The following is a 22,916-nucleotide window of genomic DNA, read 5'->3' as shown; positions in this document are numbered from 1 at the left end:
GGGAAGTGCGCCAAGGTCGCACTCGTGGCGTGCATGCGGGTGCTCCTGATCCGGCTCAACGCCATGCTTCGCGATGGCTCCGAATGGAGAACGCTAGCCGCTTAGGCTCAAGACAGTTGCTCCTACAAGCGCCGCCGGCTCACTCGTCCGGCGCCAGCACCGTGTAGCCCTTGGCCTTGAGCTTGGCCAGGAAGCCGTTCGCGCCGAGCAGGTCCTTCATGTCGACGGTGGCGAAGGTCACCGAATTCTTGTCGAGCGCGGCCTCGGCGGCGGCCATCCACTTGGCGCGCACCTTCTGGTTGGCATCGCCGAAGCCGAGCCGCCTGCCGATGCCGGCTTCGGTAATCGCGCTGCTGCATGCTTCCCACTGGTAGGCAGGCGGCAGCGACTGCAATGCCGCCATGTCGCCGGTGGCCCACGCGTTCGCGCGCGCGCGCATGGCGTCGAGATCGGTCTCGATGCGGGTCATCGTGTTGTCGAAGCAGGCGAGGTCGTCGAGCGTGGTCTTCGACCATTCCTTCAGCAACGGCTTCGGATCCTTGACCACGATCTCCTCCTTCACCACCGTCACGTTCGGGTGATGGGTCTCGATCGCCTTGTTGATGACGGGCCAGACCGACTTCGAGTTGTCCAGTCCGGACTTCTTCATCGCCTCCTGATACAGCTCCTGCGCGGCAAACAGCGGGCGCCACTTCTCGACCCCGCCATCGTTGCCGATGTAGCGCGCCTTCAGCGTCTTCCAGCGCGCGTAGGACTGCGGTGAAACCACCTCCTGCAGGCGCTTGCCATCCGGGTTCTTGCGGGCGCCGAGCATCGACGGGAGCAGCATGAGTCCCTTGAACCAGCCGGTATCGACCTTCATCGACACATACGGCGTGCGGATCACTTCCTGCGCATTGGCGATGACCTGCTCGACCTGCTTCGACTGCCACTGCATGCGCGCCGGCAGCGGGTTGAGCGTGCCTAGGATCCACAGGTCGTTGCCGCCCTTGCGCACCAGCCAGAGGCCGGGCCCCGGTTGCGTGCCGTCGACGATCACCGTCGCCTCGGTGCGGATGCCGTCGGCACCGACCGTCGCCTGCTGCGGGATGGCGGGCGTATCCGCTGGCGCCTCGGCGACTTGCGCATGCACCGGCGCAGCCAGCGCCGCCATCAGGATCGTCGTCGCCAGCATCGTCTTCCGCATGTCATCCCCGTCATGGCGCGTTGCGCGTGGTGGCGCAGTGTGACTGGCGTCGCATCCCGAAGTTCAACCGCCACCTGAATCGGCATGCGTCACCGCACCAGGGCTCAACCGCGCCAGCGGTCCAGGCCATGCAGCAACCAGCCGCCGATCATCAACATCCCGCCGAACGGTGCCAACGTGGTCGGCAGGCCCCACAGCGCCGCTCCCGCAACACTGCCGGAAAACAGCAGCACGCCCAGCAAGATCGCCAGCAGTGCGACCAACCCGCTGCGTCGTTGCGCCAGTGGCGCGAGCGCGGCCAATGCCAGGCCATGACCGAAGGCGAAGGCTGCGGCCTGCGCGAGGCGTGCCTGCGCTTCACCGTCGGCAGCATGCGCGGCGTAGGCCGCCAATGCCACCGCCAGGCCCGCCAGCGTGCTGCCGACGGCGCCGAGCCACCGCCGTGCGCGGACCTGCAACGGAAGCCGTGGATCAGCGTCGCCGGACATCCTGCCTCCCTTGCTGCCAATCCCGGAAATGCGAACGCCGCGACAATTCGCGGCGTCGACGGGTGCAACGTCCGGGGTCCGATCGGACCGCGCGGATCACTTGGTCTTCAGCGTCCAGTAGACGTCGAACTGACCATTCTCGGTGAAGGCCTCGGCCACGCCCGCCTTGTAACTCTCGTACGGACGATCGACCACTTCGTGGCCATTGGTCAGTGCCCAGGCGCGCAGCGCGTTGCGGACGTTGTCGAGTTCGGCCATGTAACCGGTGTAGGCCGCGGTGGCGACCTTGGCAGCCGGGTTCTGCACGTGCTGAACCGGACCCTGCAGGCTCGGCTTGCCGACCGCGCTGCCGTCCTTCTTGCGCACGGCCTGGGCCACGTCGAAGTTGTAGGTTTCGCGGCCGAGTTCGGTGCTGATGATGCGCAGCGGGCCCACGGCTTCCAGGCCGTTGGCCTCCATCACCCGCTTCAGCCACTCGGCATTGGCGGTGATCGAGGCCTGGATCTGCGAGTTGCCGCGCTCGACGTTGCCGGCATTGACGAACAGCAGGTCCTCGACCGGGCGGTCGGCGACCTTCAGGCCGGTCATCTTGCTGCCGGACACGGCGTAATCGACGTTCGGCACCGCTGCCAGCATGCCGACGATGCGCGAGAGGCCCAGCTTCATGTCGTCGCCGATGTGGCGGCTGACGTACATGCCGGCGTAGCGGCCGAGCAGGTTCCAACCGTAGTCGACGCTGTAGCTCTGGGTGATCTCGACGTTGCGGTTGTTGCGGCCGGTCGGCTTGAAGCTGAAGGAGGTGCGCTTGTTGGTGCCGCGCTCTTCGTTATCGATCTTGAAGCTGACCTTCTCGCGCGACACGCTCTCGGTGATTTCCCAGGAACCCTTGCCCAGGCCTTCTTCCTTCGACACGTAGTCGAGGCGGGCGCCGACGCCGCTGTCCGGGCCGGACAGGGTCATCTGCACGCGCGGGTCGCGCAGCACCAGCGGGTTCCAGTCCTTGAAGCGGCGCAGGCTGTTCAGGCTGTCGAATGCGATGGTGAGCTTGCGGTTGGTCTCGACCTTCTCGACCAGGTGGCGCGAGGACGGCAGCACCAGCGCCACCACCAGGAACAGCCCCGCCACGATCGCGAGGGAAATCAGGATCTCGAGCAAACGGGTCATTCAGGTCTCTCCGGGAAGGCCGCTCGCGGCATGCAGCCGCGCAGACTCGCCATCGTATCAAACCGTTGCGGGAGTGGGCGAGCGCTGGCAGCCCGGAAACGCGACTGCCTGCACCCTTCACACGCGCAGCCGCCAGCCCCGGCTCGCTGCACCAGGCCGGACATCCTGTCGATCAGACCAGTTGCAGCTCGAAGGCCTTCAGTACCGCGCGTGTACGGTCACGAACGCCGAGCTTGGACAGGGCGAGCGGCCGTGGCTTTCGCGCCGCCGGCGCGAACGGCCGTGAGCGCCCGGTGCGCTGCACCGGGCCGGGCATCCTGTCGATCAGACCAGTTGCAACTCGAACGCCTTGAGCACCGCGCGGGTGCGGTCGCGCACGCCGAGCTTGGACAGGGCGAAGGGCCGCAGCTTGCGCGCCATCGGCGCGCGCGGCCGTGAGCGCCCGGTGCGCTGCACCGGGCCGGGCATCCTGTATCAGACCAGTTGCAGCTCGAAGGCCTTCAGTACCGCGCGTGTACGGTCACGAACGCCGAGCTTGGACAGGATGTTGGACACGTGGTTCTTGATGGTGCCCTCGGCGACACCCAGCGAATTGGCGATCTCCTTGTTGGAGAAGCCGCTAGCCATCAGCCGCAGGATCTCGGTCTCGCGGTCGGTGAGCGGATCCGGGCGATCCAGGCTGACGAACTCGTTGCGCATGTGTTCCAGCCCGGACAGCAGGCGCTGGGTGACCGCCGGCTGCACCAGCGACCCGCCCGCCGCCACCGCCTGGATGGCGCTGACCAATTGCTCCAGCGAGACATCCTTGAGCAGGTAGCCCTTGGCCCCGGCCTTGATCCCGGCCAGCACCAGCGCATCGTCGTCGAAGGTGGTCAGGATGATCGTGGGCGGCAGGGTGCCGGAGCGGCTCATCGCCTGCAGGGCCTCCAGGCCGGACATCACCGGCATCCGCATGTCCATCAGCACCACGTTCGGCCCGACCTGCGGGATCTGTTCCACCGCCTGGCGACCGTCGGCGGCCTCGGCCACCACCTCGATGCCCTCCGCCAGGGCCAGCAGGGAACGGATGCCCTGGCGCACCAGGGTCTGGTCGTCGACCAGGAAGACACGGATCGGGGCGGCATTGCTCGGGGCAGGATGGGTCATGCAGCGACTCCTTGGGGCAAGCCAGTCGCCGCATTCGGCGCCACCGGCAAGGTCATGGTGAGTTGGAACCCGTGGCCGCGGCGGGTGGCGATCTCCAGCCGGCCGTCCTGCTGGCGCAGGCGTTCCTGCAGGCCACGCAGGCCATTGCCCGGCTGGACCTGGTCGCTGCCGCGGCCATCGTCCCGCACCTGCAGGATCACGTCGGGACCGTCGCGTCGGGCACTCAGCCACAGGCGGCTGGCGCCGGCATGGCGAACCACGTTGGTGATCGCCTCCTGCGCGCACCGCAGCAGGATGTGCGCACGCTCGGGATCGTCCACCGTCAAGGGTTGCTCGATATCCATCTCGATGGCGAGCTTCGGGACATTCTCGGCCAGCGGGCGCAGCGCGGCACCGAGGTCGATCGCCCCGCTCTCGCGCAGTTGGCTGACCGCCTCGCGCACGTCGGTGAGCAGCAGCTTGGCCAGGGTCTGCGCCTGGCGCACATGCTCCTGCGCCTGGCCCTCGGTGATGTGGCTGGCGACTTCCAGGTTGAGACTGAGCGCGGTCAGATGGTGGCCGAGCAAGTCATGCAGCTCGCGCGAGATGCGCGTGCGTTCGTTGACCCGGGCACTGTCGGCCAGCAGCGCGCGGGTGGCGCGCAATTCCGCGTTCAGGCGACGCTGGTCCTCACGTGCCTGCATTTGCTGCAGCGCCACAAGGCTGGTGATGAAGACGAATCCGGAAAAGCCGGCATAGAGCACCGATTGCATGAACGCTTCCAGCGGCGGGAACCCCAGCCAGCGGATGAACACCGGGGCCACCGCCAGCTGGCTGGCCAGCAACCAGGCCGCGCCCAGTGGCAGCGGCAGCAGCCAGGGCAGCACGCAGGCGGCCACCATCAGCAGGACACTTCCCAAGCCCGAGCCGTTGAAGTAGCTCACCGCCAACGCGGCCAGGGTCAGCAGCACCAGCAGGATGTAGTCGCCGACAGTGCGGGCACGGCTGCCCAGGCCTCGGGTCAGCCATGCATAACTCAGCCCGAACGCAAAGTAGGCGATCCAGCCCTGCCACGGCATCGGGCGCAGCGCGAGTTCCTCGTCGCCGGCCGTGCCCAGCAGTGGCCCGACCCACGAGTAGACCAGCGGCAGGCCGACCATCGCCCAGGTGAACAGGCCGGCGTAACGCAGCAGGCGGGTGTGCGAGATTCGGGCGAGCATGCGCTCTTATACCGCCTCGCCCCGCTGCGTGCGTGCACCGAAGGTCATGGCCGCGACTGGCGGCCCATGCGATAATTCGGGCCGATGCCGGCACCTGCTGGTCACCCGCTGCAACCCGATCCGGAGCCAAGGAATGTCGATCGCCATCCGCGACGTGCGCGAGCACGAGCTGGATTCCGTCCTCGCCCTCAACAACGCCGCGGGCCCTGCGATCCTCCCCCTCGATGCCGCCAGGCTTCGCCATCTGTTCGACCGCGCCGAATACTTCCGCGTGGCCGAGCGCGACGGCGCAATGGCGGGGTTCCTGATCGGCTTCGGCGCGCAGGCGCAACACGACAGCAGCAACTTCGCCTGGTTCGGCGCACACCATCCGGATTTCTTCTACATCGACCGCGTCGCCGTGGCCAGCCGTCGCCGTGGCGGCGGCGTGGGCCGCGCGCTGTATGCCGATGCGCAGAGCTACGCCGAATTGCGCTACCCGCAGCTGGCCTGCGAAGTCTTCCTGCAGCAGGGCAACGACCACGCCTTGCTGTTCCACGGCAGCTTCGGCTTCCGCGAAGTCGGCCAGCACGTGATGGCCGGCCACGACATCCGCGCGGCGATGCTGATGAAGGGCCTGTGCAGCTATGCCTGGGTGCGCGACACCTACGGCGACGCCCTGCCCGACGAACCGTGGCTGCAGCAGCCGCGTGCGATGGCGCAGCCGCCGCGTCCGACCGGAACCGGCGCGTGAGCGCGGTGGTCGATTACGCCCAGGCAGGCGAGTTGAAGTTCGGCCAGGTCGGCATCGCCAACCTGCGCGTGCGCACGCTGGACGTGGCGCAACTGGCCGCGGAAATGCGCGAGCGCGTGCAGCGCGCGCCCAACATGTTCGCGCGCGCCGCGGTCGTGCTGGATTTCGGCGGCTTGAGCCAGGTGCCTGCAGTCGATGAAGCCCGCACGCTGGTCGATGGCTTGCGCGACGCTGGCGTGCTGCCGGTCGCGCTGGCCTATGGCACCAGGGAAATCGAGGCGCTGTCGCAGCAACTCGGCCTGCCCTTGCTGGCCAAGTTTCGCGCGCAGTACGAACCGGCCACGACACAGGTGCCGACAACCGCTCCGGCGGCCGTCGAGCCGGCTCCGGCAAAGACTCCATCCGCGCCTGCAGCCACGAAACAGGCGACCTCCGCCGGCCCCGGCCTGATGCAGACCACGCCGGTCCGCTCCGGCCAGCAGGTGTATGCCGAGAACCGCGACCTCACCGTGCTGAGCGCGGTCGGTACCGGCGCAGAGGCGATCGCCGACGGCTCGATCCACATCTACGGCGCCTTGCGCGGCCGCGCGCTTGCCGGCGCGCAGGGCAACGAAGAGGCCCGCATCTTCTGCCGCGAGTTCCACGCGGAGCTGGTCGCGGTGGCCGGGCACTACAAGGTGCTGGAAGACATCCCGGCGGAGTTGCGCGGCAAGCCCGTGCAGGTCTGGCTGGAAAAGGGACAACTCAAGCTCGCGGCACTCGACTGATTGCTGCGAGAAACAGGCCGGGCTTGCCCGGTTTCACAAAACAAGAGCTGCATGACCGCCCCCGCGGGAATGACGGCAAGAAACCGGAGAAAGCCAACTTGGCGGAAATCATCGTAGTCACCTCGGGCAAGGGCGGAGTGGGCAAGACCACCAGCAGCGCCAGCATCGCCACCGGCATCGCCCGCCGCGGCAAGAAGGTCGCGGTCATCGACTTCGACGTCGGCCTGCGCAACCTCGACCTGATCATGGGCTGCGAGCGCCGCGTGGTGTACGACTTCGTCAACGTCGTCCACGGCGAGGCGTCGCTCAAGCAGGCCCTGATCAAGGACAAGCGCTACGACAGCCTGTTCGTGCTGGCCGCGTCGCAGACCCGCGACAAGGACGCGCTGACCAAGGAAGGCGTGGAGAAGGTGCTCAAGGACCTGGCCGACGACGGCTTCGACTACATCGTCTGCGACTCGCCCGCCGGCATCGAGAAGGGTGCGTTCCTGGCGATGTACTTCGCCGACAAGGCGGTGGTGGTGGTGAACCCGGAAGTGTCGTCGGTGCGCGACTCCGACCGCATCCTGGGCCTGCTGGCCAGCAAGACCCGCCGCGCCGAGACCGGCGAAGGCGAAGTCACCGCCTACCTGCTGCTCACCCGCTACAGCCCGCAGCGCGTCGAGAACGGCGAGATGCTGTCGATCACCGACGTCGAGGAAGTGCTGGGTCTGAAGACGATCGGCGTGGTGCCGGAATCCGGCGACGTGCTGAATGCGTCCAACAAGGGCGAGCCGGTGATCATGGATGCCGAGTCCAACGCCGGCCAGGCCTACGACGACGCGGTCGCGCGCCTGCTCGGCGAACAGCGCCCGATGCGCTTCACCCAGCTGGAGAAGAAGGGCTTCTTCAGCAAGTTGTTCGGGGGCTGACGCATGTCGATCTTCGATTTCCTCAAGCCCAAGAAAACCACCGCGATCACCGCGAAGAACCGCCTGCAGATCATCATCGCGCAGGAACGCAGCTCGCAGGGCGCGCCGGATTACCTGCCGCTGATGCGCCGCGAGATCCTGGAAGTGATCCGCAAGTACGTGAACGTGGATGTCGACGCGGTCAAGGTCGACGTGGTCAAGGACGGCGACCACGACGTGCTCGACATCTCGGTATCGCTGCCGGACGCACGCGCAAGCGCCTGACGGCCCTGCCGTCGTCCCGGGCGCGGCGAAGGACCTGCTTCTTCATCGGCTCCGCTCAAAGCAGGTTCTTCGTGACGCCCGGAATGACAGAGGTCCTCACCCTCGCCGACATTGCTTTCGACGATGCAGCCGCCCTGCTGCATCGCTTCGGATTGTCGTTGCAGCGCGTCGCCGACGGCGCGCCGATCCCCGGCAGCTACTGGGGCGAGCGCGAGGCCGGGATCATCGGGCACACCGTCTACGCACGCGGCGACACCCCCGTGCATTCGCTGCTGCACGAAGCCGGCCACCTGATCGTGCTGCCGCCGGATCGCCGTGCCGCGGTGCACACCGACGCCACCGACTCGATTCCCGAGGAAGACGCGGTTTGCGTGCTGCAGGGATTGCTGGGCGATGCCCTGCCCGGCGTGGGCCGCGACCGCGTGCTCGCCGACATGGACGCGTGGGGTTACACGTTCCGGCTGGGTTCCGCGCGTGCCTACGTCGACGGCGATGCCGAAGACGCATGGGCGTGGTTGCAGGCGCACGGGCTCATCAGCGAAAGCCGCGAGCTGCTGCTGACACGTCGCGAGTAGGCAAGCGCGGGGTGGGCAACCCTGCGCAGGGCATTTCGAGTCCAAGCGGGGTTGCCGACCCGCGCTTGCCGAGTCGGGAAGCACACTGCGAGTACCCGGGCACTTCACTTGCGGCGGCCAGCAAGCGCGGTCTAGCCTTGCCCCTCCAGCGCGCCAGCGCCGCCGAGGAACGCCCCGTGAAGCCACGCATCGCCCTGCTTGCCCTTGCCGTCGCCGGCTCACTCGCCATCACCGGCTGCAAGCGCGAACCCACGCCGCCCAGCGCGGCACCGGGTGCGCCTGCGGCTGCACCCGCGGGCGAAACCGCCGACGAATTCGTGGCCCGGGTCAACATCGAGTTCCGCGCGATCAGCGCCGAACTGAATTCGGCGCAATGGCTGTCGAATACCTACATCAACGGCGACAGCGAAATGCTGGCGGCAAAGGCGAACGAGCGCTGGCTGACCCAGCTCAATGCCTGGATCGCACAGGCCAGGCGCTTCGAGGGACAGCAACTCTCACCGGAGACCGCGCGCGCGATCAAGCTGATCAAGCTGATGACCGCGATGCCGGCGCCCAAGGATCCCGCGCTGCTGCAGGAACTCACCCGGATCGCCACCCGCATGGAAGGCACCTACGGCGCCGGCAAGTACTGCACCGGCGCCGGCGAGGCGACGAACTGCCGCGACATCGGCCAGTTGAGCGAGGTGTTGGCGAAAAATCGCGACTACGACGCGCAACTGGAGGCGTGGCAGGGCTGGCACACGATCAGCCAGCCGATGCGCAAGGATTACATCCGTTTCGCCGAACTGGTGAATACCGGCGCGAAGGAGATGGGGTTCGCCGACGCCGGCGAGATGTGGCGCTCCGGCTACGACATGAGCCCCGCCGAACTCGCCGCCGAAAGCGACCGCTTGTGGGACCAGGTCAAGCCGTTGTACGAGCAACTGCATTGCTACGCGCGCGGCAAGCTCGACGCCACCTACGGCAAGGACAAGGGACAGGTCGCCGGCGGGATGCTGCCGGCGCACCTGATGGGCAACCTCTGGCAGCAGGACTGGGGCAACCTCTGGGACCTCATGCAGCCATATCCGGGCGCCGGGAGCCTGGACGTGAACTCGGCGTTGCAGAAGCTCGCCCAGGACAACCTGGCGCTCGAACTCGACAAGCCCGGCAACCCGGGTGCCAGCGAGGCCGAAAGCACGTTCACGGCGCAGCGCGCCGCCGAGCTCGCCACCGCCAAGGCGATGACCGTGCGTGCGCAGGATTTCTACGTGTCGCTGGGCATGCCCAAGCTGCCGGACAGCTATTGGGAGAAATCGCAATTCATCCAGCCGCTCGATCGCGACGTGGTCTGCCATGCAAGCGCCTGGGACATGAACATGGCCGGCGACGTGCGCACCAAGATGTGCATCAAGCCGAACGAGGAAGAACTCACCACGATCTACCACGAGCTCGGCCACATCTATTACGACCTGGCCTACAACAGCCAGCCGCCGGTATTCCAGGCCGGCGCGCACGATGGCTTCCACGAGGCGATCGGCGACACCATCGTGCTGGCGATGACGCCGAAGTACCTGGCCTCGGTTGGTCTGGTCGGCGAACAGCAGCAGAGCCAGGAAGCGCTGGTCAACGCGCAGATGCGGATGGCGCTGGCCAAGGTGTCGTTCCTGCCGTTCGGCCTGATGATCGATCGCTGGCGCTGGGGCGTGTTCGATGGCTCGATCAAGCCCGACGCCTACAACAAGGCATGGTGGGAGCTGAAGGCGAAGTACCAGGGCGTGGCCCCGGTCACCGCGCGCGGCGAGGAGTTCTTCGATGCCGGCGCGAAATACCACGTGCCCGGCAATACGCCGTATACGCGCTATTTCCTGTCGCACGTGCTGCAGTTCCAGTTCTACAAGGCGCTGTGCGATACGGCCGGCCACAAGGGCCCGCTGTACGAATGCAGTTTCTACGGCAGCAAGGCCGCCGGCGAGAAATACTGGGCGATGCTCTCCAAGGGCGCGAGCCAGCCGTGGCCGAAAACCATGAAGGAAATCACCGGCGGCGAGAAGATGGATGCCAGCGCCGTGCTCGAGTACTTCGCGCCGCTGCAGGGTTGGCTGAAGCAGCAGAACGCAGGCAGCGCCTGCGGCTGGAATCCGTCCGGGGGTGCCGCAGCGGCGACGGTCGCCACCACGCCCGCGTGAAAGCGACCGCATTGCGACGTGAAGGCCGGCACGATGCCGGCCTTCTTGCTCATGGGAAAGCGCGTACGCCTGCATGCCGAAAGTCACTTGCCCGGCAACCCGGCCTTCATGCAATTTCCGGGTTACTTCCACGCCACCCTGCCTCTCCATGCCGCGCATCGCCAAGCTCGCTTTCGCCACTTTGTTCCTGGCCAGTTCCCTTCCCTTCGCGGCCCAGGCCCAATCCAGCGGCGGCAACATCGCCAGCGAGGCCGCCGCTGGCGATACCGTGACCATCACGGGCGTCGATACCGGATTCAGGCGCGAGCTGAAGATCGACAAGGATGGCGAGTACCAGATCCGCCGCGTGCCGACGGGCAACTACATGGTCGTTCGCATGCACAAGGACGGCTCGATCGATCCTGCCCAATCCGTCACCGTGCGCGTGGGCAGCACGGCACGGGTCATGGAAGCGGAATAGATCGCGGATGCCGCACCGGATCCACTCGCGGCCTGCTGGCCAGCGGTGGATCCCGCCCTTCTGTTCGAGCGTCCCGCGGGGTGATACTGCGCCGATGGACCAGCCCGCCGAACTCGCCCCGCAAGACCTCGCCACCGCCACCGCATTGCCGGCGCACTACTACGTCGATGCCGCGATGGCAGCGCGCGACCGCGCGTCGATCTTCGATGCCGCCTGGCAACTGGTCGCGCATGTCTCGCAGTTGCGCGGCAGCGGCGACCACGTCATCGCCGACCTCGCCGGCTTGCCGATCCTCGCGGTACGCGGCGCGGATGGGGTGATCCGGGTATTCCACAGTGTCTGCCGGCATCGCGCCGGGCCGATCGCGCAATGCGACGGATTGGCCGCGAAGTCCCTGCGTTGCCGCTACCACGGCTGGACCTACACCCTGGAAGGCCAGTTGCGCGCGGCACCCGAGATGAACGGCGTGGAGGCCTTCGATGTCGCCGACATCCGCCTGCCGCAACTCGCAGTGCGGGTCTGGCAGGGCCTGGTGTTCGCTGCCGTGAATGCCGCACGCGCGCCCGACTTCGACGCCTTCGTCGCCGGCATCGATGCGCGCCTCGGCGGCGATCGCGGTCTGGAACACTACGGCAACCACCATCGCGCCAGTTACGACATCGCCTGCAACTGGAAGGTGTACGTCGACAATTATCTGGAGGGCTACCACGTCCCGCACGTGCACCCGGGCCTCAACCGATTGCTCGACTACCGCAGCTACCGCACCGAGCTGGAGCGCTGGCATTCGCTGCAGTGGAGCCCGCTGGAAAGTGATGCCTCGCTGTACGGCAATGGCGACGCGCTGTACTACTGGTTATGGCCGAACACGATGCTCAACATCCTGCCGGGGCGCATGCAGACCAACACGGTGATCCCGCTCGGCGTTGACCGCTGCCGTGTGCTGTTCGACAGCTACTACGCGCCCGACGACAGCGACGCCGGCAAGGCGAAGCGCGATGCCGACCTGTCCTTCAGCGACGAAGTGCAGCATGAGGACCTGGGCATCTGCGAGGACGTGCAGCGCGGCTTCGCCTCCGGCAGTTACGTGCCGGGTCGCCTGAATCCGTTGCGCGAATCGGGCGTGCACCATTTCCATGAGATGCTCCGCGCGGCCTATCGGCACGCATCGCCCACCGACGCCTGATCGCCACCACACGCCAACCGGGAACCACGCATGTCCGAGTCGCAAGCGACCAACATCAACCCGGGGAACGAAGCAGAAGGCCGACCGCTCGGCCTGTGGATGGCCACCGCATTGGTCGTCGGCAGCATGATCGGCAGCGGCGTGTTCCTGCTGCCCGCAGCACTCGCGCCCTACGGCGCCGCAAGCCTGGTCGGCTGGGCCATCGCGTTGTGCGGCGCACTGCTGCTGGCAGCGACCTTCGCCAAGCTGGCGGTGCACTGGCCCTGCACGGGCGGGCCCTATGCCTACGTGCGTCGCTCGTTCGGCGATGTTGCCGGCTTCGGCATCGCATGGAGTTACTGGATCTCGATCTGGTCGGGCATGGCCGCGATCGCGGTGGCCTTCGCCGGCAGCATTGGCGCGATCTTCCCTGCGCTGACCGCGACACCGGTGCGCGCCGCGTCCTGCGCACTGGTCGCCCTGTGGATCTGCACGACCGTCAACGTGGTCGGACTGCGCCAGGCCGGGCGCTTGCAGGTGGTGGTGACCGCATTGAAGCTGCTGCCCTTGCTGCTGTTCGGCATCGTCGCGCTGTGGTTCGTCGATGCCGGCAACTACGTGCCCTTCAACCCCAGCGGGCAGTCGCTGCCGACGGTCGCCAACACCACGGTGATCCTCACCATGTGGGCGCTGTGCGGACTCGAAGTCGCCACCGTGCCTGCAGGCGCGATCCGCGATCCCGAGCGCACCATCCCGCGCGCCACCCTGCTCGGCACCCTGCTGGCCGGCATCGCCACCATCCTGGCTTGCACGGTGGTGATCGGCCTGGTGCCCACCGACGTGCTGAAGGAGTCCGGCGCACCGATGGCGGAAGCCGCCAGCCGCGTGTGGGGGCCGGGCGCGGCGATCGCCATCGCGGCGCTCGCCGCAGTCTCCACCTTCGGCGCAATCAACGGCTGGATGATGGTCTGCGGCCAGGTCTCGCTGGCGGCAGCGGCTGACGGCCTGTTCCCGCAACGCTTCGCACGGCGCGACCGCAACGGCACGCCGACGTTCGGCATCCTGGTCGGCAGCGTGCTGGCCACGGTGCTGGTGATCGCCAGCTACAGCCGTTCGCTGGTCGAGTTGTTCACCTTCATCCTGCTGATTTCGACCTCGGCCATCCTGCTGCCCTACGCCGCCAGCAGCGCGGCCTGGTTGCGCAGCGGCGCGGGACACGGCGGACGCATCGTCGCCACACTGGCCTTGGTCTACAGCCTGTATGCCTTGAGCGGCGCCGGCAGCGAGGCGCTGGCCTGGGGCGTGGTGCTGCTGCTGGCAGGGGTGCCCGTGTACCTGTGGATGCGCCGGTTCAAAGCTCGGTAGGCTCCATGCCCGCGGGCGACTTGGGCACCCGCAGCGTGCGCCGCGTCGCCAGGTTTTCCCAGCGCCAGAACAGCCAGCCGGCGATGGTGAAGAATGCCGCGCCAAGTGCCAGCGACAAGCCGCCGTGGCTGAGCATCGGCGACAACACGCCGGCAATCACGACGTTCAACAACAAGCCGACGAAGGCCTGCAGCGACGACGCGCTGCCGCGCTGGTGCGGATACATGTCCAGGATCGCCAGGGTCACGATCGGGAACACCAGCGCGATGCCGAATGCGTTGAGGCTGATCGGCAACACTGCCCATGGCAGGGCGTGGTCGACCACCAGCAGGTTGTAGCCGATGTTGGCCAGGCTGGCGACGCCGCAGCAGGCGAAGCCGATGTTGGCCAGGCGCTGGCCGTCGATCCGCCCCGCCGCGCGCCCGGACACGAATGCGCCGAGCATCATGCCGGTGATCATGGGGATGAAGAACCAGCCGAAGTCGCGTTCGCCCAAGCGGAGCATGTCGAGCACGAAGGCCGGCGCGGACGCGATGTACAGGAACAGCGCGCCGAAATTCAGCGCTCCCGCCAGCGTCAGGCGCAGGAAGCGTGGCCGCCGCAGGATCACCGCGTAGCCGCGCAACAAGGGCCGGGCCTCCAGTGGCAGCCGCGCCTCCGCCGGATGGGTTTCCGGCAAGCCGCGCCAGACCACGGCGATGAGCCCGATCGCGAAGGCCGCAAGGAACCAGAAGATGCCCGGCCAGCGCTGCCAGCCCAGCAGCCAGCCACCAATGATCGGCGCCACTGCCGGCGCGATGCCGAAGATCATCGAGACCTGGCTCATCAGCCGCTGCGCATCGTGGCCATGCAGGACATCGCGGATCACCGCGCGCCCGACGATCAGGCCGACGCCTGCGCTGAACCCCTGCAGCGCGCGGAACCACAGCAGCATCGGCAGCGAGGTCGACAGCGCGCAGCCCACCGAGGCAATCGTGAACACCACCAGCCCCGCAAGGATCACCGGCCGCCGGCCAAGCGCATCCGACAACGGGCCGTGCACCAGGCTCATCGCCGCGTAGGCCAGCAGGTAGACGCTGATGGTCTGCTGCATCCCCACCTTGTCCGCACCCAACTGCTCGCCGATCTGCGGGAAGGCCGGGAAGATGGTGTCGATCGAGAACGGCCCGAACATCGCCAGCCCGCCGAGGATCAGGGCCAGCCGACAATTGGAGGGACGCACGGGCTCGGTCATCGTTGCATCCTACGCAGCCGCCGTCGCGGACCGGTCAAGCCGCCGCGGTTGTATACTTGCGCCGCACGGTGGGAGAAGCGCGTGGGCCTTGCGGCCTGCCGCGCTGCCGAAGGCGCAACCGCCCGGAATCGCTCAGGCCAGAGACCGCCGTGTGACCACACTCTGGAGAGATCGGCAGCATCGACGATGCGTGGCCGGCGCCGAAGGGGCAAGACCTGCGTCGCCTCCCTCCCCGGGCCGCGCCGGTTCAAACTCTCAGGCGAAAGGACAGAGCGGGGCGAGCAGGGCTTTCGAGCAGCGCCAGCTGCGAGCCTGCGAGCGCCCATGCGCCTGCAAGCGCATGGGCAGGGATTGACCTCCACCCTCTCCGCCATCTGCCCGAGTCCCTCGCCATGACCCAGCCCTCGCTTCGCTCGCTCGAGCACCACGACGCCTTCATCGAACGCCACATCGGCCCCAACGACGCCGAGGTCGCGGCGATGCTGCGGGTGGTTGGCCACGACTCGCTGGAGGCGCTGACCGATGCCATCGTGCCGGCATCGATCAAGTCGACCGCGCCACTGGCCTTGCCGGGCAGCCTGACCGAGGTCGAGGCGCTGGCGAAGATCCGCGCCATCGCCACCAAGAACCAGGTGTTCCGCAGCTTCATCGGCCAGGGCTATTACGGCACGCACACGCCGAACGTCATCCTGCGCAACATCCTGGAGAACCCGGCCTGGTACACCGCGTACACGCCCTACCAGGCGGAAATCTCGCAGGGCCGCATGGAAGCGCTGATCAACTTCCAGCAGATGTGCGCCGACCTGACCGGCATGGAGATCGCCAATGCCTCGCTGCTCGATGAAGCCACCGCCGCCGCCGAGGCGATGACCCTGGCCAAGCGTTCGGCGAAATCGAAGTCGAACACCTTCCTGGTCGCCGGCGATACGCATCCGCAAACGATCGAGCTGCTGCAGTCCCGCGCCGAGCCGCTGGGCCTCGTCGTCGAGATCGTGCGTTCGACCGATGCCTTCCACCAGAAGCTCGCCGCCGGCGATTACTTCGGCGTGCTGGTGCAATACCCGGCGTCGAGCGGCTGGATCGCGGAATGGGATCGCGATGCCGACATGATCCATTCGCACCATGCGCTGTTCGTGGTCGCCACCGACCTGCTCGCGCTGGCGCTGCTCAAGCCGCCGGGCGAGATGGGCGCCGACATCGTCGTCGGCAATACCCAGCGCTTCGGCGTGCCGTTCGGGTTCGGTGGTCCGCATGCCGCATTCATGGCCTGCCGCGATGCGTACAAGCGCTCGATGCCGGGCCGCCTGATCGGCGTCTCCATCGACGCCGAAGGCAAGCCCGCGTATCGCCTGACCCTGCAGACCCGCGAGCAGCACATCCGTCGCGAGAAGGCCACGTCGAACATCTGCACCGCGCAAGTGCTGCTGGCGGTGATGGCCTCGATGTACGCGGTCTACCACGGCCCGGACGGCCTGGCCCGCATCGCCTCGCGCGTCGCGCGGCTGACCGCGATCCTGGCCGCGGGCCTGCGCGAACTCGGCCACGCCACCGTGCATGCGACCGCGTTCGACACGTTGTGCATCGATGCCGGCGAACGCAACGCTGCGATCGCCGAACGCGCCCGCTCGCATCGCGCCAACCTGCGCACACGTGGCAACGGCTCGCTGTGCATTTCGCTGGACGAAACCACCACCCGCGCCGACCTCGAACTGCTGTGGCGCATTTTCTCGACCGACGATGCCGCCCTGCCCTCGATCGATGCGCTCGATGCATCCGCGCCGTCGCTGATCCCGGCGGAACTCGCGCGCACGTCGAAGTTCCTCACCCACCCGGTGTTCAACAGCCACCACAGCGAGCACGAGATGCTGCGCTACATGCGCTCGCTCGCCGACAAGGACCTGGCGATGGATCGCACCATGATCCCGCTGGGCAGCTGCACGATGAAGCTCAACGCGACGGCGGAAATGATCCCGGTCACCTGGCCCGAATTCGGCAACCTCCATCCGCTGGCGCCGGCCGCGCAGACCGCGGGTTACGCGGATCTGATCGACGGGCTGGAAGCGATGCTGGTGGAATGCACCGGCTACGACGCGGTCAGCCTGCAACCGAACTCCGGCGCGCAGGGCGAATACGCGGGCCTGCTGGCGATCCGCGCGTACCACGCGTCGCGCAACGAGGCGCATCGCGACATCTGCCTGATCCCGGAATCCGCGCACGGCACCAACCCCGCATCGGCGCAGATGTGCGGCATGAAAGTGGTCGTGACCAAGTGCGATGCGAACGGCAACGTCGATGTCGAGGACATCCGCCGCGCCGCGGAGAAGCATTCGGCCAACCTCGCCGCGATCATGATGACCTACCCGTCCACCCATGGCGTGTTCGAGGAGGACGTGGTCGAGATCTGCGACATCATCCATGCCCACGGCGGGCAGGTGTACACCGATGGCGCCAACATGAATGCGCTGGTCGGCGTGGCCAAGCCCGGCAAGTGGGGTTCGGACGTGTCCCACCTCAACCTGCACAAGACGTTCTGCATCCCGCATGGCGGCGGCGGTCCCGGCGTGGGCCCGTGCGCGGTGAAGGCGCACCTTGCGCCGTTCCTGCCCAAGCCGGTGCAGGCCGACGGCTTCCGCACCGAGGGCGTCGGCAACGGCGCGCTGGTCAGTGCCGCCACCTACGGCAGCGCCAGCATCCTGCCGATCAGCTGGATGTACATCGCGATGATGGGCGCCGACGGCCTGCGCAAGGCGACCCAGGTCGCGATGCTCAATGCCAACTACCTGGCCACGCGGCTGGCCGCGCACTACCCCACGCTGTACACCGGCCGTAACGGGCTGGTGGCGCACGAATGCATCCTCGACCTGCGACCGATCAAGGACGCCACCGGGATCAGCGCCGAGGACGTGGCCAAGCGCCTGATCGACTTCGGCTTCCACGCGCCGACGCTGAGCTTCCCGGTCGCCGGCACGCTGATGGTCGAGCCGACCGAGAGCGAATCCCTGCACGAGCTCGACCGCTTCATCGACGCGATGATCCAGATCCGCGAAGAGATCCGCATGGTCGAGCGCGGCGAGCTGGACCGCGAGGACAACCCGCTCAAGCACGCGCCGCATACCGCGACCCAGGCCGCCGCCGCGGAATGGACGCACGTTTACAGCCGCGAGCTGGCGGTGTTCCCGCTGGCCACGCTCAAGCAGCAGAAGTACTGGCCGCCGGTCGCGCGCGTGGACAACGTCCATGGCGACAAGAACGTGTTCTGCAGTTGCATCCCGATCGGCGACTTCAAGGACGAACCCGAAGCGTTCAGCGAGCCGCTCGCGGTCTGAGCCGCGATGGCAGACACCGCGCACCGGAGACGTTACAGTCCGGTGACGCGGTGACCCTGCGTGCCGTCCCGGGGATGGGACGCCACTGGCACACAAGAAGACAGGGTCGCCGGTTCGCAACGCCAACCGGGGAATCCTGCATGCCTGCCAACGCCACGCCCGTTGTCCATCGTCTTTGCGCCGCCCTGCTGGTGGCGCTGGCCGCCCCCGTCGCCGTCCACGCGCAGGAGGCGAGTCCGTCGACCTCCACGCAGGCGATGAAGACGCTCGACCAGGTCACCGCCACCGGTTCGCGCATCAAGCGCGCGGACGTGGAAGACGCGATGCCGATCACCTCCTTCACCAAGGAGCAGATCGACGCGGCCGGCATCACCTCAGCAGAACAATTGCTGATGCAGCTCAACGTCGCCGGCAACGGCTCCGACAACCTGTCCAGCAACGCCGGCATCGTCCACGAGGACCAGCGCGGCAACAACGGCGTGTCCGGCGCCAACCTGCGCGGCCAGGGCGCCGACGCGACGCTGGTGCTGTTGAACGGGCGCCGCGTGGCGACGCATGGCCTCAAGGGCCGCGCAGTCGACTTGAATGCGATCCCGTTCGCCGCGATCGAACGCGTCGAAGTGCTGCGCGATGGTGCATCGGCGATCTACGGCACCGACGCCATCGGCGGCGTGATCAACTTCATCACCCGGCGCGACTTCCAGGGCGCGCAGGTCTCGGCCTTCGTCGACTACACCGAGGCCGGTGGCGGCAACATCCAGCGCGGCAGCCTCCTGTTCGGCACCGGCGACCTGGAAAAGGACGGCTGGAACGCGTTCGGCACGGTCAGCGTGAAGCGCAACACCATCCTGCGCGGGCATGACCGTGATTTCTCCAACGCCTTCCAGGCAGATCGCGGGCTATCGCCGGATACCCATGGCTCTCCGTTTGCGACCGTAGTGAACAACACCGGCAGTTTGATCGGCGCTGGTTTGAACGATCCTGCCGGCGGCCCAAGGCAAACCCGCATGAACATCCTCGGGCTGCCAGGTGCCGCAGGGTGCGAATCGTATGGCGAGAACATGGGACCTCTGGACTACAAAATGTGGGGCTACCCGGCATCGCGCTATGCCTGTTCCTGGGACTATCCGGCGGCGGCGGTGATCATCCAGCCGCAGGACAGCGTGGACTTCATCGGCCGCGCGACATTCCGCGTGAGCGCCGCACACGAGGCCTACGTCGAGCTGACCGCCTCCAAGGTGGAGGTGTCCAAGAGCTTCGAGCCGAACCAGATCACGTCCAGCACTTCCACCGCAGCCACTGCACTAGGCCCGACTACCTGGTATCCGCGTAATGCGATCACCCAGACCACTTACGACGGGGTGTACGACGCACTCGCCGCCTACTTCGGTGCGGGTCAGCTAGCCCCGCGGGGCACACCGATCACCTATCGCTGGCGCTGTATGGCCTGCGGTCCGCGCGAGATCGAGACCACTACCGATTCCTACCGCTTCGTCGCCGGCATCGGCGGACTGCTCGGTAGTTGGAGCTACGACCTGGCTCTCACCCACGGCTCCAGCAAGTCTGAATCCATTCTTGGCACAGGCTTCCACTACACAGACGCGTTCAAGCAAGTCCTCGGCAGCGGCCTGCTCAATCCGTTCCTGCCGGCAGGCCAGGAACAGTCGGCGGAGGCGATGGCTGCGCTGGACGCCGCATCCGCAGCCGGCGTGAAACTTTATGGTGGCGAATCGCTAGTGACCTCGTTCGACGCTTCCATCACCGGCGACCTCGGCTTTTTCCGCCTGCCCGGCGGCAACATCGCGATGGCGGCCGGCATCGACCTGCGCCGCGAGGAATTCCGCTTCGCCGGCGACCAGCGCGCCGACAAGCGCGCGGTATTCAACGCCCCCTTCGACGATGCCAATGCGCTGAGCGATGTCAGCCGCGACATCAAGGCGGTTTACCTCGAATTCCAGTTGCCGGTGTTCAAGAATTTCGACATCAACCTGGCCGGCCGCCACGATGACTACAGCGGCTTCGGCGGCACCACCAACCCGAAGGTCTCGTTCAAGTACCAGCCGTTCGAGTCGCTGCTGTTCCGCGGCGCCTACAGCACCGGTTTCAAGGTGCCGAACTTCAATCAGTTGTTCAATGGCATCAGCGAAATCCAGTTCACCGGCAACGTACCGGATCCCGCGAGTTGCCCAAGCGGTATCGCCAATCCCTCTGTGCCTGGGTGCGAACCGCTCGATCGTCCTGTCGAGCTGTTTGGCGGTAACTCCAATCTCGCACCAGAAGAGTCGGAGCAGAAGAGCTTCGGCCTGGTGTACTCGCCAATGTCGCAATTCAACATCGCGCTTGACTGGTGGGAAATCGAGCGATTGAACACCATCCGCGCCGCGCCCCGCGACATTCTGGTTCAGTACTACGATCTGTTCCAGGGCAACTGGATTCGTGACGCCTCTGGCGAGGTCACCGCGATTGATCGCCGCTTCATCAATTCCGGCGGCAGCCTGATGCGCGGCGTGGAACTCGACGCCAACCTCAACGGCGAAGTGGCCGGCGGTCGCTGGAACATCAACCTCAACGGCAGCCTGATCACGCTGTTCAAGACCAAACCGCTGGAATCGCTGCCCTACACCGACAATCTGGTCGGAAAGTACGTGCAATATTTCAGTCTGCCAATCCGCTGGAAGCACACCCTGAATTTCGGCTACACCCGCGGCGACTGGTCGCACAACCTCAGCCAGCTGCACCGCGATGGTTACTACGATGAGCCACCAACGAGCGTGGCCAATGGCAGCTACATCCCGGCTGGCTGGAAGCCGCGGGTCAACGGCTATACCACCTACAACTACAACCTGACCTGGACCGGCATCGACAAGGTGAAAGTCAGCTTTGGCATCAAGAACCTGACCGACAAGGACCCGCCGTTCACCGCGCACAAGAACGACTTCGCGGCCGGCGCCGCATGGGAACCGCGCATCGCCGATCCGCGCGGCCGCGCCTACACCCTGCTGCTGGAATACAGCTTCTGGTGATCGCAACCGGTGGCACCGCCTGAAACAGGAAGGCCCCGCGATGCGGGGCCTTCCTGCGTGCGGGCAACGGTGATGCAACCGGATTCAGTCGCCTGCCTTTGCATGCGCCAGCATGGCATCGCCACCGATGTCCCACGCCTGCCAGCGGCCATCCGCGAGGTTCAGCGAGAGCAATGCTTCGTGGCGCGTGGTGACGCCCTCGCGTATCTCGCTCCAGTTGCCGTTGAGCAGCAGGTGCGAGCCGGTGTGCCAACGGTTGGTCAGGGCGTCGTATGGCAATACCGCTGTCCACAGGGTGCGCGCAAAGGTGCCATCCACGCGAGACAACGCCAGCCTGCCCTGCGCATCCATGCGCGTGCGATGCAGCACCAGCACGCCATCCGGGCCGCTCAGCCGCAGCGGCGCGCGCACCGCCGGCTTCACGCGCATGCCGCGCTGCGTCCACTGCGGCGCGCCGGGATCCGCCTCTGCCTTGAGCAGGCGACCCTGCAACCATGCACCTGAACCGGCGACGGGTGCCAGCCTGGTGATCCGCTTGAACTTGTCCGCATCGAAGGTCTCCACGCACTCGCGGATGCGCTGCCGATGGGTCGCAGGTGCGGTGGCGCGCGCGCCGTTGCTGTAGTCGTCCAGGTTGCCGTCCGCGGCGGCGCGCAGGAAGGCGTTGCTGTCGTCGTCGCGCGCGGTGCTTTCCGCCCTGTCCTCGCAGTAACCCTGCACGCCCTTGCGGCCGCCGTAGACCAGGAAGTCGTCGCTCCAGGCCGTGCCTGCCACCCGCCAGAACGTGCGCCTGGCCAGTTCGCCCTCGTCATCGATGTCGGCGGAATCGGCGTAGTGGTCGCCGGACGTGTCGTCCTCCGCGTCGCGCGCCTCGCGCTCGCTGAGCAGGCCGATCCAGTCGCTGCCGAAGCGGCCGTGGCGCACCCCGAAATCGCGCGTCTCGTAACCACCATTCCACGTGGTGCCCAGGCTGACGGCGTAGCTGAATTGCCGCTCGTCGGCGACCTGGTACGGCGTGGCGCGAAAGCCGGGGACGTCGATGCGCATGCGCCGCGCATCGGCCAGGGTGATCACCAACGCGCCGATGAAGGTATGGAACTTCAACTCGGCCGGGACCAGGCCCTTGAGATCCGGATTCGCCTGTTCGAGGGTGGACCGATCCGCCACCAGCGAGCCATCGCGCGCGGACAGCGCCAACACCTGGTCGTGCACCCACACCCAGACGACGTCGCCCTGCTGGCCGAGGATGCGGACCTCCGCATTCCTCCCGCCCTCCTTGTCGCGCAGCACCTTCAGCTCTTTCAACCACAGGCGCTGCGCGCTGGCGGGATCGTGGCCCTGAAGGCGCAGGTGGTAGTAATGCTCGGTGATCCAGCTACCCGACCGGCGGCTGCCGCGACCCACATGCCGGGAGCGCTGCTCTTCCTGGATGGTCGCCAACCAGGCCTGCTTGCCACTGCCGGTATCGACCAGGCCGATCGGACCGCTGCGTTCCGGCGGGTCGAAGTCGCTGTGGCTGCAGGCCGACAACAGGACGGCCAACAGGCACGCCGCGATCTTCAGGCTCCAACCCGCATCCATGACGTGCCCCATGCCCGACCCGACCCATCGGGGAACACGCGCTGTCCGCGAATTTTCGGTTCTTCACCCAAGTCCGGGGAAGGCGGCCCGGATCTTCAGGAAGAAGTAGGCGTCGTCGCGGAAGCCGTAGGCCATTCGCTTGATGACCTTGATCTTGTTGT

The 22,916-nt window shown here is 66.9% G+C and carries 18 protein-coding genes, 1 pseudogene and 1 riboswitch; of the genes and pseudogenes, 11 read left to right on the top strand and 8 right to left on the bottom strand.

Features of this window, described 5'->3' with window-relative positions; all coding sequences use genetic code 11:
* Positions 1-139: 139 nt before the first annotated feature.
* From ACE3T8_RS14215 to ACE3T8_RS14190, 6 genes and pseudogenes are all read right to left on the bottom strand, one after another.
* Positions 140-1,186, bottom strand: coding sequence for a TraB/GumN family protein (locus ACE3T8_RS14215; RefSeq protein ID WP_374610012.1), 1,047 nt, complete (start codon positions 1,184-1,186; stop codon positions 140-142).
* A gap of 104 nt (positions 1,187-1,290) precedes the next feature.
* Positions 1,291-1,674: a DUF423 domain-containing protein gene (locus ACE3T8_RS14210; protein WP_374610010.1), complete on the bottom strand. Its 384-nt coding sequence runs from the start codon at positions 1,672-1,674 to the stop codon at positions 1,291-1,293.
* Between the two features lie 96 nt (positions 1,675-1,770).
* On the bottom strand, positions 1,771-2,838 hold the full coding sequence (locus tag ACE3T8_RS14205; RefSeq protein WP_374610008.1) for a polyketide cyclase: 1,068 nt from the start codon (positions 2,836-2,838) through the stop codon (positions 1,771-1,773).
* A 324-nt stretch (positions 2,839-3,162) separates the two neighbouring features.
* Positions 3,163-3,231, bottom strand: a pseudogene (locus tag ACE3T8_RS14200) (DNA-binding response regulator); the annotation flags it as partial.
* An 81-nt stretch (positions 3,232-3,312) separates the two neighbouring features.
* Positions 3,313-3,984: a response regulator gene (locus ACE3T8_RS14195; RefSeq protein ID WP_374610006.1), complete on the bottom strand. Its 672-nt coding sequence runs from the start codon at positions 3,982-3,984 to the stop codon at positions 3,313-3,315.
* On the bottom strand, positions 3,981-5,183 hold the full coding sequence (locus tag ACE3T8_RS14190) for a sensor histidine kinase (RefSeq protein WP_374610004.1): 1,203 nt from the start codon (positions 5,181-5,183) through the stop codon (positions 3,981-3,983). Before ACE3T8_RS14190 ends, ACE3T8_RS14195 begins: the two co-directional genes overlap by 4 nt.
* 133 nt (positions 5,184-5,316) lie before the next feature.
* On the opposite strand from ACE3T8_RS14190, the gene ACE3T8_RS14185 reads away from it, so the two are divergent.
* From ACE3T8_RS14185 to ACE3T8_RS14145, 9 genes are all read left to right on the top strand, one after another.
* Positions 5,317-5,916, top strand: a complete 600-nt coding sequence (locus ACE3T8_RS14185; protein ID WP_374610002.1) for a GNAT family N-acetyltransferase — start codon at positions 5,317-5,319, stop codon at positions 5,914-5,916.
* Entirely contained in the window at positions 5,913-6,683 is a 771-nt protein-coding gene (gene minC, locus ACE3T8_RS14180; RefSeq protein ID WP_374610000.1) for a septum site-determining protein MinC, read from the top strand. The genes ACE3T8_RS14185 and minC overlap by 4 nt, the downstream gene beginning before the upstream one ends.
* Positions 6,684-6,781: 98 nt before the next feature.
* Positions 6,782-7,594 carry a septum site-determining protein MinD gene (gene minD / locus ACE3T8_RS14175; protein WP_187551586.1) on the top strand — a complete coding sequence of 271 codons (813 nt, stop codon included), beginning with the start codon at positions 6,782-6,784 and terminating at the stop codon, positions 7,592-7,594.
* 3 nt (positions 7,595-7,597) lie between these two features.
* Positions 7,598-7,858 carry a cell division topological specificity factor MinE gene (minE, locus tag ACE3T8_RS14170; RefSeq protein ID WP_187551585.1) on the top strand — a complete coding sequence of 87 codons (261 nt, stop codon included), beginning with the start codon at positions 7,598-7,600 and terminating at the stop codon, positions 7,856-7,858.
* A gap of 83 nt (positions 7,859-7,941) precedes the next feature.
* Positions 7,942-8,433: a hypothetical protein gene (locus ACE3T8_RS14165; protein WP_374609998.1), complete on the top strand. Its 492-nt coding sequence runs from the start codon at positions 7,942-7,944 to the stop codon at positions 8,431-8,433.
* 176 nt (positions 8,434-8,609) lie between these two features.
* Positions 8,610-10,604, top strand: coding sequence for a M2 family metallopeptidase (locus tag ACE3T8_RS14160; RefSeq protein WP_374609997.1), 1,995 nt, complete (start codon positions 8,610-8,612; stop codon positions 10,602-10,604).
* A 148-nt stretch (positions 10,605-10,752) separates the two neighbouring features.
* Positions 10,753-11,064 (top strand): carboxypeptidase-like regulatory domain-containing protein, encoded by a 312-nt coding sequence (locus ACE3T8_RS14155; protein ID WP_374609995.1) that lies wholly within the window; start codon positions 10,753-10,755, stop codon positions 11,062-11,064.
* Between the two features lie 94 nt (positions 11,065-11,158).
* Positions 11,159-12,247, top strand: coding sequence for an aromatic ring-hydroxylating dioxygenase subunit alpha (locus tag ACE3T8_RS14150; RefSeq protein WP_374609993.1), 1,089 nt, complete (start codon positions 11,159-11,161; stop codon positions 12,245-12,247).
* 30 nt (positions 12,248-12,277) lie between these two features.
* Positions 12,278-13,591: an amino acid permease gene (locus ACE3T8_RS14145; RefSeq protein ID WP_374609992.1), complete on the top strand. Its 1,314-nt coding sequence runs from the start codon at positions 12,278-12,280 to the stop codon at positions 13,589-13,591.
* On the opposite strand, the gene ACE3T8_RS14140 is transcribed toward ACE3T8_RS14145, so the two are convergent.
* Positions 13,578-14,825 (bottom strand): multidrug effflux MFS transporter, encoded by a 1,248-nt coding sequence (locus ACE3T8_RS14140; RefSeq protein WP_374609990.1) that lies wholly within the window; start codon positions 14,823-14,825, stop codon positions 13,578-13,580. The genes ACE3T8_RS14145 and ACE3T8_RS14140 overlap by 14 nt on opposite strands.
* Positions 14,826-14,977: 152 nt before the next feature.
* Positions 14,978-15,106, top strand: a riboswitch (glycine riboswitch).
* A 111-nt stretch (positions 15,107-15,217) separates the two neighbouring features.
* On the opposite strand from ACE3T8_RS14140, the gene gcvP reads away from it, so the two are divergent.
* Both gcvP and ACE3T8_RS14130 read left to right on the top strand, forming a co-directional pair.
* The gene (gene gcvP / locus ACE3T8_RS14135) at positions 15,218-18,151 is read left to right on the top strand and encodes an aminomethyl-transferring glycine dehydrogenase (RefSeq protein ID WP_374609988.1); all 2,934 of its coding nucleotides are present in this window, start codon (positions 15,218-15,220) and stop codon (positions 18,149-18,151) included.
* A gap of 74 nt (positions 18,152-18,225) precedes the next feature.
* Positions 18,226-21,174: a TonB-dependent receptor plug domain-containing protein gene (locus ACE3T8_RS14130; protein WP_374610014.1), complete on the top strand. Its 2,949-nt coding sequence runs from the start codon at positions 18,226-18,228 to the stop codon at positions 21,172-21,174.
* A gap of 84 nt (positions 21,175-21,258) precedes the next feature.
* Here the strand turns inward: ACE3T8_RS14130 and ACE3T8_RS14125 are convergent, their stop codons facing one another.
* Entirely contained in the window at positions 21,259-22,767 is a 1,509-nt protein-coding gene (locus ACE3T8_RS14125) for a PA2928 family protein (RefSeq protein WP_374609986.1), read from the bottom strand.
* Positions 22,768-22,916: the final 149 nt, after the last annotated feature.

Source organism: Thermomonas sp., from assembly GCF_041919455.1.
Classification (GTDB): Bacteria; Pseudomonadota; Gammaproteobacteria; order Xanthomonadales; family Xanthomonadaceae; genus Thermomonas.
The sequence above is the reverse complement of the archived record's forward strand: the minus strand, read 5'-3'. Positions and strand labels throughout refer to the sequence as shown.

Excerpts from the sequence above, each read along its gene's own strand:
- ACE3T8_RS14130 (WP_374610014.1), top strand. The coding sequence starts at position 18,226 with ATGGGACGCCACTGGCACACAAGAAGACAGGGTCGCCGGTTCGCAACG.
- ACE3T8_RS14185 (WP_374610002.1), top strand. The coding sequence starts at position 5,317 with ATGTCGATCGCCATCCGCGACGTGCGCGAGCACGAGCTGGATTCCGTC.
- ACE3T8_RS14210 (WP_374610010.1), bottom strand. The coding sequence starts at position 1,674 with ATGTCCGGCGACGCTGATCCACGGCTTCCGTTGCAGGTCCGCGCACGG.
- minE (WP_187551585.1), top strand. The coding sequence starts at position 7,598 with ATGTCGATCTTCGATTTCCTCAAGCCCAAGAAAACCACCGCGATCACC.
- ACE3T8_RS14150 (WP_374609993.1), top strand. The coding sequence starts at position 11,159 with ATGGACCAGCCCGCCGAACTCGCCCCGCAAGACCTCGCCACCGCCACC.
- gcvP (WP_374609988.1), top strand. The coding sequence starts at position 15,218 with ATGACCCAGCCCTCGCTTCGCTCGCTCGAGCACCACGACGCCTTCATC.
- ACE3T8_RS14140 (WP_374609990.1), bottom strand. The coding sequence starts at position 14,825 with ATGACCGAGCCCGTGCGTCCCTCCAATTGTCGGCTGGCCCTGATCCTC.
- ACE3T8_RS14215 (WP_374610012.1), bottom strand. The coding sequence starts at position 1,186 with ATGCGGAAGACGATGCTGGCGACGACGATCCTGATGGCGGCGCTGGCT.
- ACE3T8_RS14155 (WP_374609995.1), top strand. The coding sequence starts at position 10,753 with ATGCCGCGCATCGCCAAGCTCGCTTTCGCCACTTTGTTCCTGGCCAGT.
- ACE3T8_RS14190 (WP_374610004.1), bottom strand. The coding sequence starts at position 5,183 with ATGCTCGCCCGAATCTCGCACACCCGCCTGCTGCGTTACGCCGGCCTG.
- ACE3T8_RS14125 (WP_374609986.1), bottom strand. The coding sequence starts at position 22,767 with ATGGGGCACGTCATGGATGCGGGTTGGAGCCTGAAGATCGCGGCGTGC.
- ACE3T8_RS14145 (WP_374609992.1), top strand. The coding sequence starts at position 12,278 with ATGTCCGAGTCGCAAGCGACCAACATCAACCCGGGGAACGAAGCAGAA.
- ACE3T8_RS14165 (WP_374609998.1), top strand. The coding sequence starts at position 7,942 with ATGACAGAGGTCCTCACCCTCGCCGACATTGCTTTCGACGATGCAGCC.
- ACE3T8_RS14195 (WP_374610006.1), bottom strand. The coding sequence starts at position 3,984 with ATGACCCATCCTGCCCCGAGCAATGCCGCCCCGATCCGTGTCTTCCTG.
- ACE3T8_RS14205 (WP_374610008.1), bottom strand. The coding sequence starts at position 2,838 with ATGACCCGTTTGCTCGAGATCCTGATTTCCCTCGCGATCGTGGCGGGG.